The 15,667-nt window shown below is 62.5% G+C and carries 14 protein-coding genes; 1 reads left to right on the forward strand and 13 read right to left on the reverse strand.

Annotated elements, in window-relative coordinates; translation table 11 throughout:
• Window positions 1-6: 6 nt before the first annotated feature.
• The 4 genes from ACTJJN_RS04390 to zwf all read right to left on the reverse strand — a co-directional run bounded on the left by ACTJJN_RS04390 (window position 7) and on the right by zwf (window position 4,230).
• Window positions 7-1,212 carry an ISL3 family transposase gene (locus ACTJJN_RS04390; RefSeq protein ID WP_080580331.1) on the reverse strand — a complete coding sequence of 402 codons (1,206 nt, stop codon included), beginning with the start codon at window positions 1,210-1,212 and terminating at the stop codon, window positions 7-9.
• Window positions 1,213-1,362: 150 nt separating this feature from the next.
• Window positions 1,363-2,043 carry a bifunctional 4-hydroxy-2-oxoglutarate aldolase/2-dehydro-3-deoxy-phosphogluconate aldolase gene (locus tag ACTJJN_RS04395; protein WP_003255037.1) on the reverse strand — a complete coding sequence of 227 codons (681 nt, stop codon included), beginning with the start codon at window positions 2,041-2,043 and terminating at the stop codon, window positions 1,363-1,365.
• Window positions 2,044-2,060: 17 nt separating this feature from the next.
• On the reverse strand, window positions 2,061-2,774 hold the full coding sequence (gene pgl / locus ACTJJN_RS04400) for a 6-phosphogluconolactonase (RefSeq protein ID WP_012051355.1): 714 nt from the start codon (window positions 2,772-2,774) through the stop codon (window positions 2,061-2,063).
• Window positions 2,761-4,230, reverse strand: coding sequence for a glucose-6-phosphate dehydrogenase (gene zwf, locus ACTJJN_RS04405; protein WP_014755481.1), 1,470 nt, complete (start codon window positions 4,228-4,230; stop codon window positions 2,761-2,763). The genes pgl and zwf overlap by 14 nt, the downstream gene beginning before the upstream one ends.
• A 211-nt stretch (window positions 4,231-4,441) precedes the next feature.
• Here zwf and hexR point away from each other — a divergent pair, with 211 nt between their 5' ends.
• Entirely contained in the window at window positions 4,442-5,305 is an 864-nt protein-coding gene (hexR, locus tag ACTJJN_RS04410) for a DNA-binding transcriptional regulator HexR (RefSeq protein WP_169774905.1), read from the forward strand.
• Here hexR and ACTJJN_RS04415 read toward each other — a convergent pair.
• The 9 genes from ACTJJN_RS04415 to gltR all read right to left on the reverse strand — a co-directional run bounded on the left by ACTJJN_RS04415 (window position 5,298) and on the right by gltR (window position 15,654).
• On the reverse strand, window positions 5,298-6,152 hold the full coding sequence (locus ACTJJN_RS04415; protein WP_324737420.1) for a D-hexose-6-phosphate mutarotase: 855 nt from the start codon (window positions 6,150-6,152) through the stop codon (window positions 5,298-5,300). The genes hexR and ACTJJN_RS04415 overlap by 8 nt on opposite strands.
• Before the next feature lie 117 nt (window positions 6,153-6,269).
• On the reverse strand, window positions 6,270-7,613 hold the full coding sequence (locus ACTJJN_RS04420; RefSeq protein ID WP_004575641.1) for a carbohydrate porin: 1,344 nt from the start codon (window positions 7,611-7,613) through the stop codon (window positions 6,270-6,272).
• Window positions 7,614-7,653: 40 nt separating this feature from the next.
• Window positions 7,654-8,808 carry an ABC transporter ATP-binding protein gene (locus ACTJJN_RS04425; protein WP_012051353.1) on the reverse strand — a complete coding sequence of 385 codons (1,155 nt, stop codon included), beginning with the start codon at window positions 8,806-8,808 and terminating at the stop codon, window positions 7,654-7,656.
• A 3-nt stretch (window positions 8,809-8,811) separates the two neighbouring features.
• Window positions 8,812-9,657, reverse strand: a complete 846-nt coding sequence (locus ACTJJN_RS04430; RefSeq protein ID WP_012051352.1) for a carbohydrate ABC transporter permease — start codon at window positions 9,655-9,657, stop codon at window positions 8,812-8,814.
• Complete coding sequence (locus ACTJJN_RS04435; protein WP_003255050.1) at window positions 9,650-10,558, reverse strand: carbohydrate ABC transporter permease; 909 nt, start codon at window positions 10,556-10,558, stop codon at window positions 9,650-9,652. Before ACTJJN_RS04435 ends, ACTJJN_RS04430 begins: the two co-directional genes overlap by 8 nt.
• A 133-nt stretch (window positions 10,559-10,691) precedes the next feature.
• The gene (locus tag ACTJJN_RS04440; RefSeq protein ID WP_012051351.1) at window positions 10,692-11,978 is read right to left on the reverse strand and encodes an ABC transporter substrate-binding protein; all 1,287 of its coding nucleotides are present in this window, start codon (window positions 11,976-11,978) and stop codon (window positions 10,692-10,694) included.
• 107 nt (window positions 11,979-12,085) lie between these two features.
• Window positions 12,086-13,339, reverse strand: coding sequence for a D-mannose isomerase (locus ACTJJN_RS04445; RefSeq protein ID WP_012051350.1), 1,254 nt, complete (start codon window positions 13,337-13,339; stop codon window positions 12,086-12,088).
• Window positions 13,340-13,493: 154 nt separating this feature from the next.
• Window positions 13,494-14,948, reverse strand: coding sequence for an ATP-binding protein (locus ACTJJN_RS04450; RefSeq protein ID WP_012051349.1), 1,455 nt, complete (start codon window positions 14,946-14,948; stop codon window positions 13,494-13,496).
• Window positions 14,929-15,654: a two-component system response regulator GltR gene (gene gltR / locus ACTJJN_RS04455; RefSeq protein WP_003255055.1), complete on the reverse strand. Its 726-nt coding sequence runs from the start codon at window positions 15,652-15,654 to the stop codon at window positions 14,929-14,931. Before gltR ends, ACTJJN_RS04450 begins: the two co-directional genes overlap by 20 nt.
• Between the last annotated feature and the right edge of the window lie 13 nt (window positions 15,655-15,667).

Consider the following 15,667-nt stretch of genomic DNA (forward strand, 5'->3'; position numbering starts at 1 on the left):
GGTTCTTCACGGATTGCCGGGAAAGTCATTCTTGATCTTCATGAAAAAGAATTCGCTGTCCCGGTAGCCGTAAGCCATCCGCTTGATCACCTTGATCCGGTTGTTGATGCCTTCCAGCTGGCCCGTATGCATTGGCCATCGCACCCTGCTCAAGATGCCGCGCCAGTATCCCTTCAGGCGTTTAGCAAACTGCTTCAGTGCCGGTATCGCGCTTTCATCAGCCAGACGCAGCCACTGCTTCCAGGCTGATCGCCAACCCCAGGCGGTGGTGGGCGACCACAGCGCTTTTAACTCTGCTTTCATCAGATAAACCGTCATCAGCGATTGGTTAGCCGACAGCAGATCCCTCAGGTGCACCTGTTGATCTTCTCGCTTGAGATTTTCCGGATTACGCAGCAGTAGCCAGCGTGCTTGCTTGATCACCCTGCGCGCGGGTTTGTCATGGCGCAGACGGTTGGCTTCGTCGACCCGTACCCGGTCAATCACCTCGCGCCCATACTTGGCGACTACATGAAACAGGTCGTAGACCACGCGTGCCTGAGGGCAGTGTTGGCGTACCTCTAGGTCAAATGCGGTGTTCATGTCCATCGCCACTGCTTCGATCCGCGCACAGCCTTCTGGCCCCAGCTCTTCAAAGAAGGGCCTGATAGCCGTTCTGCTACGTCCTTCACCAATCCACAGCACCCGGCGGGTATCGGCGTCCAGCACCACGCTGGCGTAGCGATGGCCTTTGAACAGGGCGAACTCGTCCATCACCAGGCGCCTGGGCTGGGCCTTTGGTAGCTTCTCTAGAGCGGCTTGTAGAGCTCGTCGTTCCAGCAAGCGCACACTGTCCCAATGCAAGTCAAACAGCTCGGCGACGTGCAGGGTAGGCAGCCGCTGGCAAGCCTGGATCACGGCCTCGGCCAAGCGCTGGGTCATACGCGAATAGCGATCAAGCCAGCTGACTGACTCCATCCGCTTGCCGCATGCGCGACACCCAACGCGCCGCAGTTCCACATTCAACCGTACCGCATGGCCAAGAATGGGGAGATCACGGATCGAGCGCTGGCAGTATTCGTGGATGGCGGTGCTGGGCTGATGGCAGCCGCTGCAGGTGGGGAACCTAGTGGGCTGCGGAATCAGGTCGATCAGCAGATCGTCGCCGTCAGGCCTGATGGCAATGACAGAAAAGCCCTCCCAAAAGGGCAGAAACGTATTAATATCGTGCACAAGAACGCCGGTTTGTTGATGTGTTTGCTCGCACGAACATCATCCATCAAACCGGCGTTCTTGTTTCTGTCTTTCCCGGGATTCCGTGAAGAACCAAAAAAAAGGGGCGCCGACCAAGCGCCCCACAAGCCGTAAAGCACACAACAGTTTTCAGTTGGCGTCCAGCAGTGCCATCGCCTCGGCACTGCACGCTTCGATCCGCGCCCAGTCACCGTTCTTGATCCAGCTGCTGTCGAGCATCCAGGTTCCCCCCACGCACATCACGTTTGGCAGTGCCATGTAGTTGCGCACGTTGGCCGGGTTTACACCACCGGTAGGACAAAAACGAATATCGCCGAACGGGCCACCAAAGGCCTTGATCGCCGCTACGCCGCCGCTGATTTCCGCCGGGAACAACTTGAACCGGCGGTAGCCCAGGGCATAGCCCATCATGATTTCGGACGGCGTGCTGATGCCCGGCAACAGCGGGATTTCGCTGTCCACGCCAGCCTCGAGAATATCCTGGGTAATGCCAGGGGTAACGACGAACTGCGCGCCCGCAGCTTCAACCGCCGCGAACATGCTGCGGTCGAGCACGGTACCGGCACCGACACACAGCTCCGGGCGCTGCTCACGCAGCACTTGAATGGCCTTGAGGCCATGCTGTGAGCGCAGGGTCACTTCCAGGGTACGGATACCGCCAGCGGCCAGGGCGTCAGCCAGCGGCAGGATGTCTTCCTCACGAGCAATGGTGATTACCGGCAGGATGCGCGCCTTTTTGCAAATGGCGTCGATCCGCGCGGCTTTATCAGCCATCGAGAGCTTGGGCTGTGGGCGTTCAAGGGTGGTCATGACTGTGGATCCTTGGCTCATGGGCACCAGTAGATGTCCAGGGGGTCGTGAAGAAAAGCGCGAATCGGCATTTCAGTAAGGTCATTGCCCGCCAGCGCGGCGCGCAGGGTAGCGAGTTTGCTCTGGCCTTGCACAGACAGCGCGATGAAGGCCGCGCTGGCCAGCAGCGAACGGGTCATCGACAGGCGCTGGTGCGGCACGCTCGGCGCCAGCAATGGCAGGCAGCGGCGCGGGCCGGCCGGGTCCAGGCCTGCTTCCAGGTTGGGACTGGCGGGGAACAGCGAGGCGGTATGGCCATCATCGCCCATGCCCAGCACCAGCACGTCGATCGGCGGTAGCTCGGCCAAGGCCTGGTCAGCTTTGAGCGCAGCTGCATCAAGGTTCTCCGCCTGCTGGTACAGGCCAACGAAGCGGGCCTTGGCCGCTGCGCCCTTCAACAGGTGGCGGGCCAGCAGGCCGGCATTGCTGTCAACGTGCTCCACTGGCACCCAGCGCTCATCAGCCAGGCTGACGATGACCTTGGCCCAGTCCAGCTGCTCGCTGGCCAGCTTCTCCAGGAACGGCACCGGGCTGCGGCCGCCAGACAACACCACACAGGCCTGCCCCTTGGCGGCAATCGCGGCGCGCAGGCGCTCAGCCACATCATGAGCCAAGGACACGGACAGTGCCTTGGCATCCGCCAGTTCATGAGCCTTCACGGCCGCTGGCAGTTTCAATTCAGATATCCCCATACCACGCCCTCCCATCGCGTGTGATCAGTGCAATCGAGCTCATCGGCCCCCAGGAGCCCGCCGCGTATGGCTTGGGCGCATCGCCCGCATTACGCCAGCCGGCGATCAACTGGTCGCACCACTTCCAGGCGTACTCGATTTCGTCCTTGCGCACGAACAGGTTCTGGTTGCCACGCATCACTTCGAGCAACAGCCGCTCGTAGGCATCCGGAATTCGTGCACTACGCCAGGCATCGGAAAAATTCAGCTGCAATGGGCCACTGCGCAGTTGCATGCCCTTGTCCAGGCCCTGCTCCTTGGTCATCACCCGTAAAGAAATGCCTTCGTCCGGTTGCAGGCGGATGATCAGCTTGTTACCGATCTGCAAACGCTGTTCCGGGGCGAAGATGTAATGCGGCGTTTCCTTGAAGTGAATGACGATCTGCGACAGTTTTTGCGGCATGCGCTTGCCGGTTCGCAGGTAGAACGGCACGCCCGACCAGCGCCAGTTACGGATGTCGGCACGCAGGGCGACGAAGGTTTCGGTGTCGCTCTGGGCGTTGGCGTTGTCTTCTTCCAGGTAACCCGGCACCGGTTTGCCTTCGCTGTAGCCGGCAATGTACTGGCCACGCACCACACTGGTGCTCAAACCGTCACCAGTGATCGGAGCCAGGGCTTTAAGCACTTTCACCTTCTCGTCGCGGATGGCATCGGCGGACAGTTCGCTGGGCGGGTCCATGGCGATCAGGCACAGCAACTGCAGCAGGTGATTCTGAATCATGTCGCGCAGTTGGCCGGCCTTGTCGAAATAACCCCAACGGCCCTCGATACCGACCTTTTCCGCGACGGTAATCTCCACATGGGAGATGGAGTTCTGGTTCCATTGGGTTTCGAACAGGCTATTGGCGAAGCGCAGGGCAATCAGGTTCTGCACCGTCTCTTTGCCCAGGTAGTGGTCAATGCGGTAAACCCGGCTTTCAGGGAAGAACCGCGCCACGGCATCGTTGACCCGGCGCGACGACTCCAGGTCGTGGCCAATCGGTTTCTCGAGCACTACCCGGGTGCGCGCAGCCAGCCCGACCTTGTCGAGGTTTTCGCAGATGGCCCCATACACCGCCGCCGCCGTGGCGAAGTAGGCGATCAGCGGCAGCTCACCGGGTAGTTGCTCGGCCAGGACCTGATAGCCCTCGGGCTGAAGGAAGTCCAGATGCTGGTAATTCAGGCGGGCGAGGAAGCGCCCCAGCGCGGCAGGCTCGATATCTGCCTCGGGCACGTGCCGACGCAGGTGGGCTTCGATGCTGTCCAGGTGCTCCTGCGCACTGCCGACCTCACGGGCGAGGGCCAGCAGGCGAGTGTCCGGGTGCAACAGGTTGGCCCGGTCGAGCTGGTAGAGCGCAGGAAACAGCTTGCGCAATGCCAGGTCGCCGAGGGCGCCAAACAGGGCAAAGGTGCAAGGTTCGACACTGATTGCAGCCATGATGTTGGTTCTTTCCTAAAGTTGGTCTAGGAATACCGCTTTCACACACGGTTTTCAAGGGATAATGTAGTAAAAACCACAACATTACACACAAGTGTTACAGACAAGTGGTACGCCAACCGCACCGACAGTACGATAGACGACCGTGCAAAAAGCCTGCTGCTCCCACAGCCGGCTGTCTTCCCGACCCAAGGACACACCCATGGACCGCGTGCGAAACCTCCTGGAACAGATCCAGGGCCGCCTCGACGAGCTGAACAAGGCCGAACGCAAAGTCGCCGAAGTCATCCTGCTCAACCCGCAACAAGCCACCCGTTTCAGCATCGCTGCGCTGGCCCAGGCGGCCAAGGTCAGCGAACCGACCGTCAACCGCTTCTGCCGCTCGTTCGGCGTCAGCGGCTACCCCGAGCTGAAGCTGCAACTGGCGCAGAGCCTGGCCAGTGGGGCTGCGTATGTCAGCCGCGCAGTGGAGGCCGACGATGACCCGGCCGCCTATACCCAGAAGATCTTCGCCAGCGCCATCGCCTCGCTTGACAGCGCCTGCCAGCAACTGGACCCGCAACAGGTCAGCCGCGCCGTGGACATGATGATCCAGGCCCGGCAGATCCACTTCTTCGGCCTCGGTGCCTCGGCCCCGGTGGCCCTGGATGCGCAGCACAAGTTCTTCCGCTTCAACCTGGCCGTGTCGGCCCACGCCGATGTGCTGATGCAACGCATGCTGGCCTCGGTCGCCCACACCGGCGATCTGTTCGTGATCATTTCCTACACCGGGCGCACCCGCGAACTGGTCGAAGTGGCGCGCCTGGCACGTGAAAACGGCGCTTCGGTGCTTGGCCTGACCGCCGCGGGCTCGCCACTGGCCAATGCCTGCAGCCTGAGCCTGCACATCCCGCTGCCGGAAGATACCGACATCTACATGCCGATGACCTCGCGGATCATCCAGCTGACCGTGCTCGATGTACTGGCCACCGGCATGACCCTGCGCCGCGGCGTGGACTTCCAGCCCCACCTGCGCAAGATCAAGGAAAGCCTCAACGCCAGCCGCTACCCGATCGAGGACGACGAACTCAACTGAGCCGGTGCGCCTGCAAACGCAGGTGCGCACGCTGTCCAGGCGCCAGGCTCAGGCCTTCGCCACTGCCGCTGGTCGCCTCGACGCAGACAAAACGCTGCGACTCGCGGCCAGTCACCCCCATCAGCGGGCGATTGCCAGGGTGCCAGACCACGGTGTCGTCGCTGTCACCGGTATCGATGCACAGCTCGCGCTGCCAGGCCGGGTCCTGCAATTGCACCCGTGGCGTGCCGGGGTAGACCTTCTGGCAGCCGCCCTTGAGCTTCAGCGCGCCATCTTCACGGCAAGCCTGGCGGTTGAGGCGGTCGTAGCCCTCAATATCTTCCAACCCAGACAGCGCTATCTCGGACACGTCGCTGATGCGCCAGTACGCCAGCAGCGCATGGCTCAACTGGCAGGGTTCGCTGTCCTGATGCTCGGTGCTCAGGCTCAGTTCCATGCGGCTACCCAGCCGGGCGTGCAGGTCGACCTGCCAGTCGCACAGGTCCAGCCGCCATTTCAAGGTCACGCCCTCCTCGTCCTCACGGCTGTCCGCCAGCTTCCAGTCCAGCAGCCGCGCCCAACCGTGGGCCGGCCACAGGTCTTCGCTGGGATGACGTCCATACCAGGGCCAGCACACCGGCACACCACCCCGGATCGCCCCAACCTGCGGCCACTGTTCGGCGCACCACAGCCACGGCCGTTCACCCGCTGGTTGAAAGTGCAACAACTGCGCGCCCTGGCGGCTGAACACCGCCTGGCAACGGGGGTGATCGATGATCAGGACATCGCGCTGCTGATAACGCTCCCACTCGAATGTCGGCCGGGGCCGCTGCGAGGAAAAGAAGCGATGGAGCGGATGTTCGGGCATGGTTCAGAGCTCTTGTTGTTTGAGATAGCGCTGTCTCGGCCTATCCCCAACACCCACTGCAGACCAGTGGGTGCCGGGAACCGAAAATGGATTGGCGTAAATTTACAACAAGTTGCCTCAGAATGACGACTGAATCTTCAAGCCAGCGACCAGCGCGTTATCCACCTCGTCCACCCCGCCAGGGCTCTTGATGTACTGCAGGTTGGGCCTCACGGTCAGCCAGTTGGTGACGTGGAAGCCGTAGTAGAGCTCTGCGTTGTATTCGGTACGCTGCAGCGGTACGAAACCAGGGTTGTCGTAATCGTTGATGCCACTCTGTGCGTTGAGCAGTTCGGCGCGCTTCTTCACGTCGTCATTCACATGAATTCGCGCCACGCCGAAGCCGATATCATCCTTGGGCCGGGCGTCGAAAGCGCCTTTGTAGACCAGCCCCACCTGCTGGTAGTTGTCGACCACGTTGGTGGCCTTGTCGTGCACGGTGAAGTTGGCGAACAGGCTGAGGCCCCGGTTGACGTCGCCGCCATGGGCAGTGACCTGCTGCTGCGCCACCACCCACCATCCGTGCTTGCTGGAATGGGACTTGAAGGCCTCACCGGTCAGCGCCTGCGGGTTGCCGTTGACATCGTCGTACACATCGTCAGCCTTGGCCGTGCTGTAGTAGTAGCCTAGGCGGTACTCGCCTGGCAGGCCATTGACCTTGGGCGACCACACCGCTTCCACCGGCAAGATCGCTCCCTTGGTACCGCTACCGCTCAGCTTGAAGCCGTTGCCGGTTTCCAGGTTGGAGGGGTTCTGCTCGAAGGCCCCGACCTGCACAAAGAACGCCGGGGTGATGTTGTACTTCACCCGCAGCGCCCACTGGCTGACCGGCCAGTTGTACCAGATACCGCCCACCCAGTTGCCCACCTGCGAGCCGCAGAAGGCCAGGTTCTGGAAGTCGCAAGGGAAGCTGTTGAAGTCCTCCCCCTCGCCAAAACGGCCAAATTTCACGTCAAGCGCGCCGTCGAAGTACTTCTGCTTGATCCACATCTGGGTCAGGCGCCAGGTCTGGCCACGGCCCCACACCTCCTGCACCGAGCTGAACTGCCCGGCGCGCGGGTCGCTGATGCGGTCGTTGGACAGGTTGCGACCGCTTCGCTCGGTGATTGCCAGCTTGAACTCGGCATCATGCCAGCCCAGTATCTTCTGCAAGTCCAGATGCGCGCCGAGGGCGAACTGGTCGCTGTAGCGTGCTGTCTTGTCGTCGTTGTAGCCGCCATGCAGGTTGCCAGCCACCTCACCCACATAATCGAGGGTGAAGTCATAGCCCTTGTCCAGCAGCTCGGTCCGGGTGCCGCCCCAGTCGCCGGTCATCCATTTGGATTCGCTGGAAAAAGCCTCGGCAGCCTGTGTACCGCTGCTGCCTACAAGTGCAAGCAGAGCCAGCGATCCCAGTGTCTTGATGCGTTTGCGCTGTTCCATCCCTTTGCGTCCTCTTTTTCTTATTGATGGTGTAGACGATTCAACGGCCTTTGAAGTGAGCCACGTTGTCCTTTGCGGTTGCGCCAGTGCTGGCCAGGTGCAGGCGCTCGCCATTGGCAGCGTCGAACAGCAGCACCCGGGCCGGGTCGAATTGCAGGTTGAGGGTGTCACCCACCCGGCACGCCACATCTGGCGCCAGGCGGCAGCACACCTTGGTCTGGTTGAGCGTGACGAACACCAGCAGGTCCGGCCCGGTGGGCTCTGTGACCTGCACCTCGGCGCGGATAGCCGGCAAACCATTGCCGTCAGCAGCGCCCAGGGCAATCTGCTCAGGGCGGATGCCGAGGATGATCTCGCGCCCCTCAAGCGCGTCAGCAGCCCCCCCCAAGGGCAGCTCGCAGCGCGCCTGGCCGCTGTCGAGCAACGCCAGCAAGCGGCCGTCCTGCCTGGCCAGACGCACCGGAATGAAGTTCATTGGTGGCGAACCGATGAAGCTGGCCACGAACTGGTTGGCCGGGTCGTTGTAGATCTGCTGCGGGGTGCCGAACTGCTGGATGATGCCGTCCTTCATCACCGCCACCTTGTCGCCCAGGGTCATGGCCTCGATCTGGTCATGGGTGACGTACACCGTGGTGGTCTTCAGGCGCTGGTGCATCAACTTCATTTCGGTGCGCATTTCGACCCGCAGCTTGGCATCGAGGTTGGACAGGGGTTCATCGAACAGGTAGATCTTGGGTCGCCGCGCCAGTGCCCGGCCCATGGCCACGCGCTGCTGCTGGCCGCCGGACAGCTGCGCCGGCTTGCGCGCCAGCAAGTGTTCGATCTGCAGCAACTTGGCAACCCGCGCCACTTCCTCATCGATGGCGGCCTGGGGCAGCTTGCGGATCTTCAGGCCAAATTCGATGTTCTCGCGCACGCTCATGGTCGGGTACAGCGCATAGGACTGGAACACCATGGCGATATCGCGGTCCTTGGGGCTCATGCCACTGACGTCCTGCTCGTCAATGAGGATGGCGCCGCCGGTGATCTGCTCCAGGCCGGCGATACAGTTCATCAGGGTCGACTTGCCGCAGCCCGACGGGCCCACCAGGATCAGGAACTCGCCGTCCTTGATCGACAGCTGGATGTCCTTGAGGGTATCCGGCAGGCCGCTGCCGTAGGTCTTGTTCACATTGCGAAGTTCGAGCGTTGCCATGGCTTACCCCTTGACCGCGCCGGCCGTCAGCCCGCGCACGAAATATTTGCCTGCCACCACGTAGACCAGCAGGGTTGGCAGGCCAGCGATCATTGCTGCCGCCATGTCGACGTTGTATTCCTTGGCCCCGGTACTGGTATTGACCAGATTGTTCAGGGCTACGGTAATCGGTTGCGAGTCGCCGCTGGAGAACACCACGCCGAACAGGAAGTCGTTCCAGATCTGGGTGAACTGCCAGATCAGGCAGACCATGATGATCGGCGTGGACATCGGCAGGATGATGCGGCGGAAGATGGTGAAGAACCCGGCGCCGTCCAACCGTGCGGCCTTGACCAATGCGTCGGGGATGCTCACGTAGAAGTTGCGGAAGAACAGCGTGGTGAAGGCCAGGCCGTAGACCACATGCACCAGCACCAGGCCACCGGTGGTGCTGGCCAGGCCAAGCTTGCCGAGGGTGAACGAGGCCGGCAGCAGCACAGTCTGGAACGGCAGGAAACAGCCGAACAGCAGCAGGCCGAAGAACAGTTGCGAACCTCGGAAGCGCCACATCGACAGCACATAGCCGTTCAGTGCACCAATCGCGGTGGAGATCAGCACCGCGGGCACGGTGATCATGATCGAGTTCCAGAAGTAACCGCTGACCGCTCCCCAGGCCTTGACCCAGCCTATGCCGGTAATCACTGCAGGCCAGCTCAGCAGGTTGCCGGTGCTGATGTCTTCGGGGGTCTTGAAGCTGGTCAGCAGCATCACCACCAGCGGTACCAGATACAGCAGCACGGCGATCAGCAACACGGCATGGATGGCCATACGGCTGAGGCTGAACACCGGCTTGTCGACAGGACTATGCATGGCGTTTGCTCCGCAGCTCCGAGTACAGGTAAGGCACGAGGATCGCCAGGATTGCCCCGAGCATCAGGATGGCGCTGGCCGAGCCCATGCCCATCTGGCCGCGGCTGAAGGTGAACGAGTACATGAACATTGCCGGCAGGTCGGAGGAGTAACCCGGGCCGCCGGCCGTCATTGCCGCCACCAGGTCGAAGCTCTTGATGGCAATGTGCGAGAGGATCATCAGCGCGCTGAAGAACACCGGGCGCAGGCTGGGCAGCACCACGGTCCAGTAGATGCGCGGCAGGCTGGCGCCATCCATCTGCGCAGCGCGGATGATCGACGGGTCAACGCCACGCAAGCCGGCAAGGAACATGGCCATGATGAAGCCCGAAGCCTGCCACACGGCCGCGATCACCAGGCAATACACCACCCGGTCGGGATCGATCAGCCAGTCCAGGCGAAAACCCTCCCAGCCCCAGTCACGCAACAACTTGTCCAGGCCCATGCCGGGGTTGAGCAGCCACTTCCAGGCCGTGCCGGTGACGATCATCGACAGTGCCATGGGGTACAGGTAGATAGTGCGGATGAAGCCCTCGCGACGGATGCGCTGGTCGAGCAACACCGCCAGCAACACACCGATGGCCAGGCTGATGGCGATGAACAGGCCGCCGAACAGAAGCAGGTTCTTGCTCGCCACCCACCAGCGGTCGTTGTCGAACAGACGGGCGTATTGCGCAAGGCCCGCCCACTTGTAGGTAGGCAGAAAGGTCGAGGTGGTGAAGGACAGCACGAAGGTCCAGAGGATGTAGCCGTAGAAGCCCACCAGGACGATGAACATGCTGGGTGCCAGCACCAGCTTGGGCAGCCAGCGCTGAAGCGCGTCCAGGGGTGAGGCCCGCAGTTGGGCGGTGGTCGTAGTCATGTCTTGGATCCCGAGGTAGTGGCGGTGCTACGCACCGCTTCGCGGGCAAGCCCGCTCCCACAGGTCCGGCGTCATGACCAGGAACAGTGGTGAGCAGGGCCCATCTGGGAGCGGGCGTGCCCGCGAACAGCCGTTACTGGGCAGCCTTGATCGCCGCCGCCAGCTTCTTCGCCGCATCGGCCGGGTCGGCCTTGGGGTCGTTGATGTAGTTGGTCACCACATCGAAGAACGCACCCTGCACAGCCAGCGTGGTGGCCATGTTGTGCGCCATGCTCGGCTGCAGGCCGCCGGTCTTGGCATCGGCAAGGAAGTCCTTGGCGGAGGTTTGCGCGCAGGCATCGAAACCGTGCTTGCCCATGTCGGCGAGCATGTCGTTACGCACCGGGATCGACCCTTTGTTGATGCTGAAGACCTTCTGGAAGTCCTCCCCCAGCACTTTGCGCGCGATGTCCTGCTGCCCGGCAGAGGTGCCGGCGTTGTTCTGTTTGAACACCACCAGCGAGTCGATGTTGTACAGGAAGGCCTTGTCGGTACCGGGGAACGGCACGCACTGGTAATCCTTGCCGGCGGTTTTCTTCGCCAGGGTCCATTCGCTCTTGGCCCAGTCGCCCATGATCTGCATGCCGGCCTTGCCGTTGATGACCTTGGCGGCTTCCAGGTTCCAGTCCTGGCCCTTGCCGTCCGGGTCCATGTAGGTGGCGACCTTTTTCAGCTCGGTCAGCGCCTTGACCATCTGCGGCCCGGTCAGCGTTGCACTGTCAAGGTCGACCAAGGCCTTCTTGTAGCCATCGACGCCCATCACCGACAGCACCACGCTTTCGAATACGGTGCTGTCCTGCCAGGGTTGGCCACCATGAGCCAGCGGGATGAAGCCGGCCGCCTTGAGCTTGTCGGCGGCGGCGTAGAATTCGTCGAGGGTGGTAGGCGCCTTGTCGATGCCGGCTTTTTTGAACACCTCGGGGTTGATCCACAACCAGTTGATGCGGTGGATGTTCACCGGTACAGCAACGTAATCACCGTCGTACTTCACGGTGTCGGCCACTTTCTTGTCGAGCAGCGAGTCCCACTTTTCGGCCTTGGCCACATCCTTGAGCACATCGGCATCAAGCAAGCCGGTGGCCGCCCAGTCCTGGATGTCGGGGCCTTTGATCTGCGCGACACCGGGCGGGTTGCCTGCGACGGCGCGGCTTTTCAGCACGGTCATGGCCGTGGCACCACCACCACCGGCAACAGCGCCGTCCTTCCAGGTGAAGCCGTCTTTCTCGACCTGCGCCTTGAGCACATCGACCGCCGCCTTTTCACCGCCAGAGGTCCACCAGTGCACGACCTCGACACTGCCTTTGGATTCGGCAGCCGAAGCCCCCAAAGGAAGTAAAGAAGCCAGAGAGATTGCGGCAGCGAGACGGAGCGTGGAATTCATCGGAGCACCTTTCTTGTTGTTATGCCGTGCAAGTCGATCGCTTGCGTAGCATGAAGTCTAAACAGCGTGCCCGCCTCGTCAGGTAACGAAGCGATGCGTGAATGTCATCATCTGGTTACATAGCTGGAGCTGGCCAGGTTGCTGGCCAGGCTGGGTGCCAGCGGCAAGCCTGGCAGCAGCAGCGCCTGGTAGGCGTGGTAGAGGTCGGGTTTGCCCGGCCAGATGGTCCCCGCTGGCCGGTTGCGGGCATCGAGTTCGTGGTGCCAGCTGCCAGCGACAGGGTCGATGAAATGGTTGGCGATAAAGCCCCAGCAGTTGCGGTACCACTGCTCGTACTGAGCTTCGCCGGTGCGCTGCAACAAGGCTGCTGCTGCGGCACAAGCTTCGGCGTGCACCCAGTGCAGGCGTGCATGCACCACCGGGCGATTGGCCCAGTCCAGGGTGTAGACGAAACCTGCAGCGCCATCGACGTTCCAGGCATGCTGGCAGGCGGCATCGAACAATCTGCAGGCACTGTCTGGAAGCCACTGCGGGGCGAGCAACCCGGCCCGTTGCAGGCTGGCCTCCAGGTGCAACAGGAGCCGTGCCCACTCCATGGCATGCCCGGGCGTAGTGCCATAGGGCCGGAAGTGGTCGGCGGGGTGCTCGCGGTTGTAATCCGGCAGCGGCTGCCAATGGGCGTCGAAATGTTCGATGACCCGATAACCGTTGGCGGCGGCATGGGTATGGATAATGCGCTCAGCAATGCGCAAGGCGCGTTGCAGCCAAAGGCTGTTGCCGGTGGCATCGGCCAGGGCCAGGAATGCCTCGGTCGCGTGCATGTTGCTGTTGGCGCCACGGTATGGCTCAGGCAGTTGCCATGCGCGAGAGAAGGTCTCTCGAAGGGCACCCTTGGCTTCGCTCCAGAAGTGCGTTTCGATCACCTCGGTTGCATCGGCCAGCAACAGCTGGGCATCGGCTGCACCGGCCACCACTGCAGAGCTGGCGGCAAGGGCGACGAAGGCATGCAGGTAGGCGGCCTTGCCGCTGTCTTCCTGGCCGCCGGGGTGGGCGAACCAGCCACCGTAGCTGGCGTCCTGCATGGCCCCACGCAGGGCAGCCACACCGTGTTCGGCATAGGCCAGGCTGCCGGGAATGCCCTGCAGATGGGCCAGGGCGAAGCAGTGGGTCATTCGCGCGGTGTTCATGGTTTCGGCGCAGGCGCCAGGAGCGAGCTGGCCTTTGGCATCCAGGTTGCCAAAGCCGTCAGGCAGTTTCGCAGCTTTGGCGAATGCCAGCAGGCGCTGTGCTTCGGCCAGGCGCCAGGCGGTATGGGCCGGGGCGTTGAGCCAGCTGGTGGGCGGCAGGTTGAGGGTGTTCATGGGCCAGCTTGATCCTTGCCAGTCGTTTGCGAATTCTAGCCAGCGGGGTCATGGCGGATGTCACGAAGGACGACGGGATTGTCACCGGTCAGTGACATTTGGGGTGCCTGTGCGGGCCTCTTCGCGGGTGAACCCNCACAGGCACCCCAAAAATTCAATCCATACCCCGCGGCAGATACAGGGTCACTCGCAGCCCGCCCTCACGCAGGTTCAGCAAGCTCACCTCGCCCCCATGGCTATGGGCGATGTTGCGCGCAATGCCCAACCCCAGCCCATAGCCCTGCTGCTGCCCGGCCAGACGGAAATGCGGCTCGAACACCTGCTCCAACTGTTGCTGCGGCACCCCCGGCCCCTGATCGTCCACTTGCAACACGAAGCCCTCTGTACCGTCGATGATGCGCAGCCGCGCCCGCTCGCCGTATTTGATGGCGTTATCGATCAGGTTGCCGATGCAACGACGCAACGCCAGCGGCTTGCCCGGGTAAGGCGCCAACGCCTGGCCCTCGACGGTGATGCGACCATCGCCCAGGTAAGGCTCGGCCAGAATCTCCAGCACCTGGTTAAGGTCGACCGGCTCGATGTTTTCGTGGATGTCGGTGTCCTTCACGCACTGCAAGGCGCCTTTGACCAGCAACTCCAGCTCGTCCAGGTCCTGGCTGAACTTGGCCTGCAATCGCTCGTCTTCCAGCAGTTCGACGCGCAGGCGCAGGCGCGTGATCGGCGTGCGCAGGTCGTGGGAAATGGCGCTGAACAGCTGGCTGCGTTCGGTCAGGTAACGGCTGATACGCTCGCGCATGCTGTTGAATGCCCGGCTCACCTCGACCACTTCGCTGCCGCCCGCTTCAGCCACTGGCGCCACATCGGCACCCAGCGACATCTCTCGGGCGGCCCGCGCCAGGCGCTTCAATGGCCAGCTTTGCCAATGCACCAGCAAGCCGATGAACAGCAACAGCAAGGCCGTGGTCAGCACGATGAAGCCGATCTGCTGGCGCGGCAGGCGTTCGGCTTCCAGCCCCGTGTACGGTTCGGGCAACAGTGAGGCGATGTACAACCATTCGCCCTCGCCCAAGCGGATCTGCGTGACCAGTACCGGGGGTTTCAGCGGCTCCAGGGTCAGCGAATAATGGGCCCATGAGCGCGGCAGTTCGTCGAGTTTGAGGCCGCTGTTGAAGATGCGCAGGTCGTCAGGCCCGACAAACTCCACGGAAATTTCCATCTGCGAACCCAGGCGCTCGTGCAGCACCTGCTGGAATACATCGATCACCGCTTGCTTGCGAGGGGTGACGGGCAGTGCCTGCATGTCCAGCGGCGTGGCGTTGAGCGACACGAAGAAACGCGTGCCACCCATGCTGCGCAATTGGTCGAGCACCAGCGGCCGATAGGCCACCGGCAGCGAGCGGAAGTAACTGACGCTCGCACTCATGGAATGGGCCAGGCTGCTGGCGCTGGCACGCAGCCCCTGAAGCTGGCTGGCGCGCAGCTGGGACACCCAGATGATGCTGGACAACCCCTGGGCCAGCAGGACAACCAGCAAGGTCAGCAGCAGCATGCGCCCCAGCAAGGAGCGCGGCAGCAGGCGCCAGCGCCGCTCAGGGCGCACAGCAGACATGCGCCGCCAACAAGTAGCCACTGCCACGCACGGTGCGGATCAGCCGGGGAGGTTTGTCGGTATCGCGCAGGCGCTGGCGCAGACGGCTGACCGCCATGTCGACGATGCGGTCCAGCGGCATCGGTTCGCGGCCACGGGTGGCGTTGCCGATGGTGTCGCGGTCGAGGATTTGCTGCGGGTGATCGAGGAACAGTTTGAGCAGCGCAAAGTCGGCGCCGGAGAGGATCACCTCCTCTCCATCACGGTGGAACAGGCGGTGGCTGACCGTGTCCAGGCGCCAGTCGTCGAAGGCCAGCACCGCACTGCCCGGCGCCGCCTGGCCGAACTCGGAGCGGCGCAACAAAGCCTTGATTCGCGCTTGCAGTTCGCGGGGGCTGAACGGCTTGCCCAGATAGTCGTCAGCGCCCAGCTCCAGGCCGATGACCCGGTCGGCCTCGTCGGAGCTGGCCGTGAGCATGATGATAGGTACGCGCGCCTGGCGTGGGTGCTGGCGTACCCAGCGGCACAAGCTGAAGCCGTCTTCGTCGGGTAACATGACGTCAAGAATGACCAGGTCGCAGGGCGTGGTTTCCAGCGCGTGGCGAAAGCCCTTGCCGTCAGCCTCGGCATGCACCTGGAAGCCGGAGCGGCTCAGGTAGGTTTGCAGCAGTTCACGAATTTCCTGGTCGTCGTCGACCATCAGGATCGATTTGCCGGCAGTGCTCAAGGTGGTCCTTCCT

The organism is Pseudomonas sp. 22515, assembly GCF_052044625.1.
Taxonomy (GTDB): domain Bacteria; phylum Pseudomonadota; class Gammaproteobacteria; order Pseudomonadales; family Pseudomonadaceae; genus Aquipseudomonas; species Aquipseudomonas alloputida.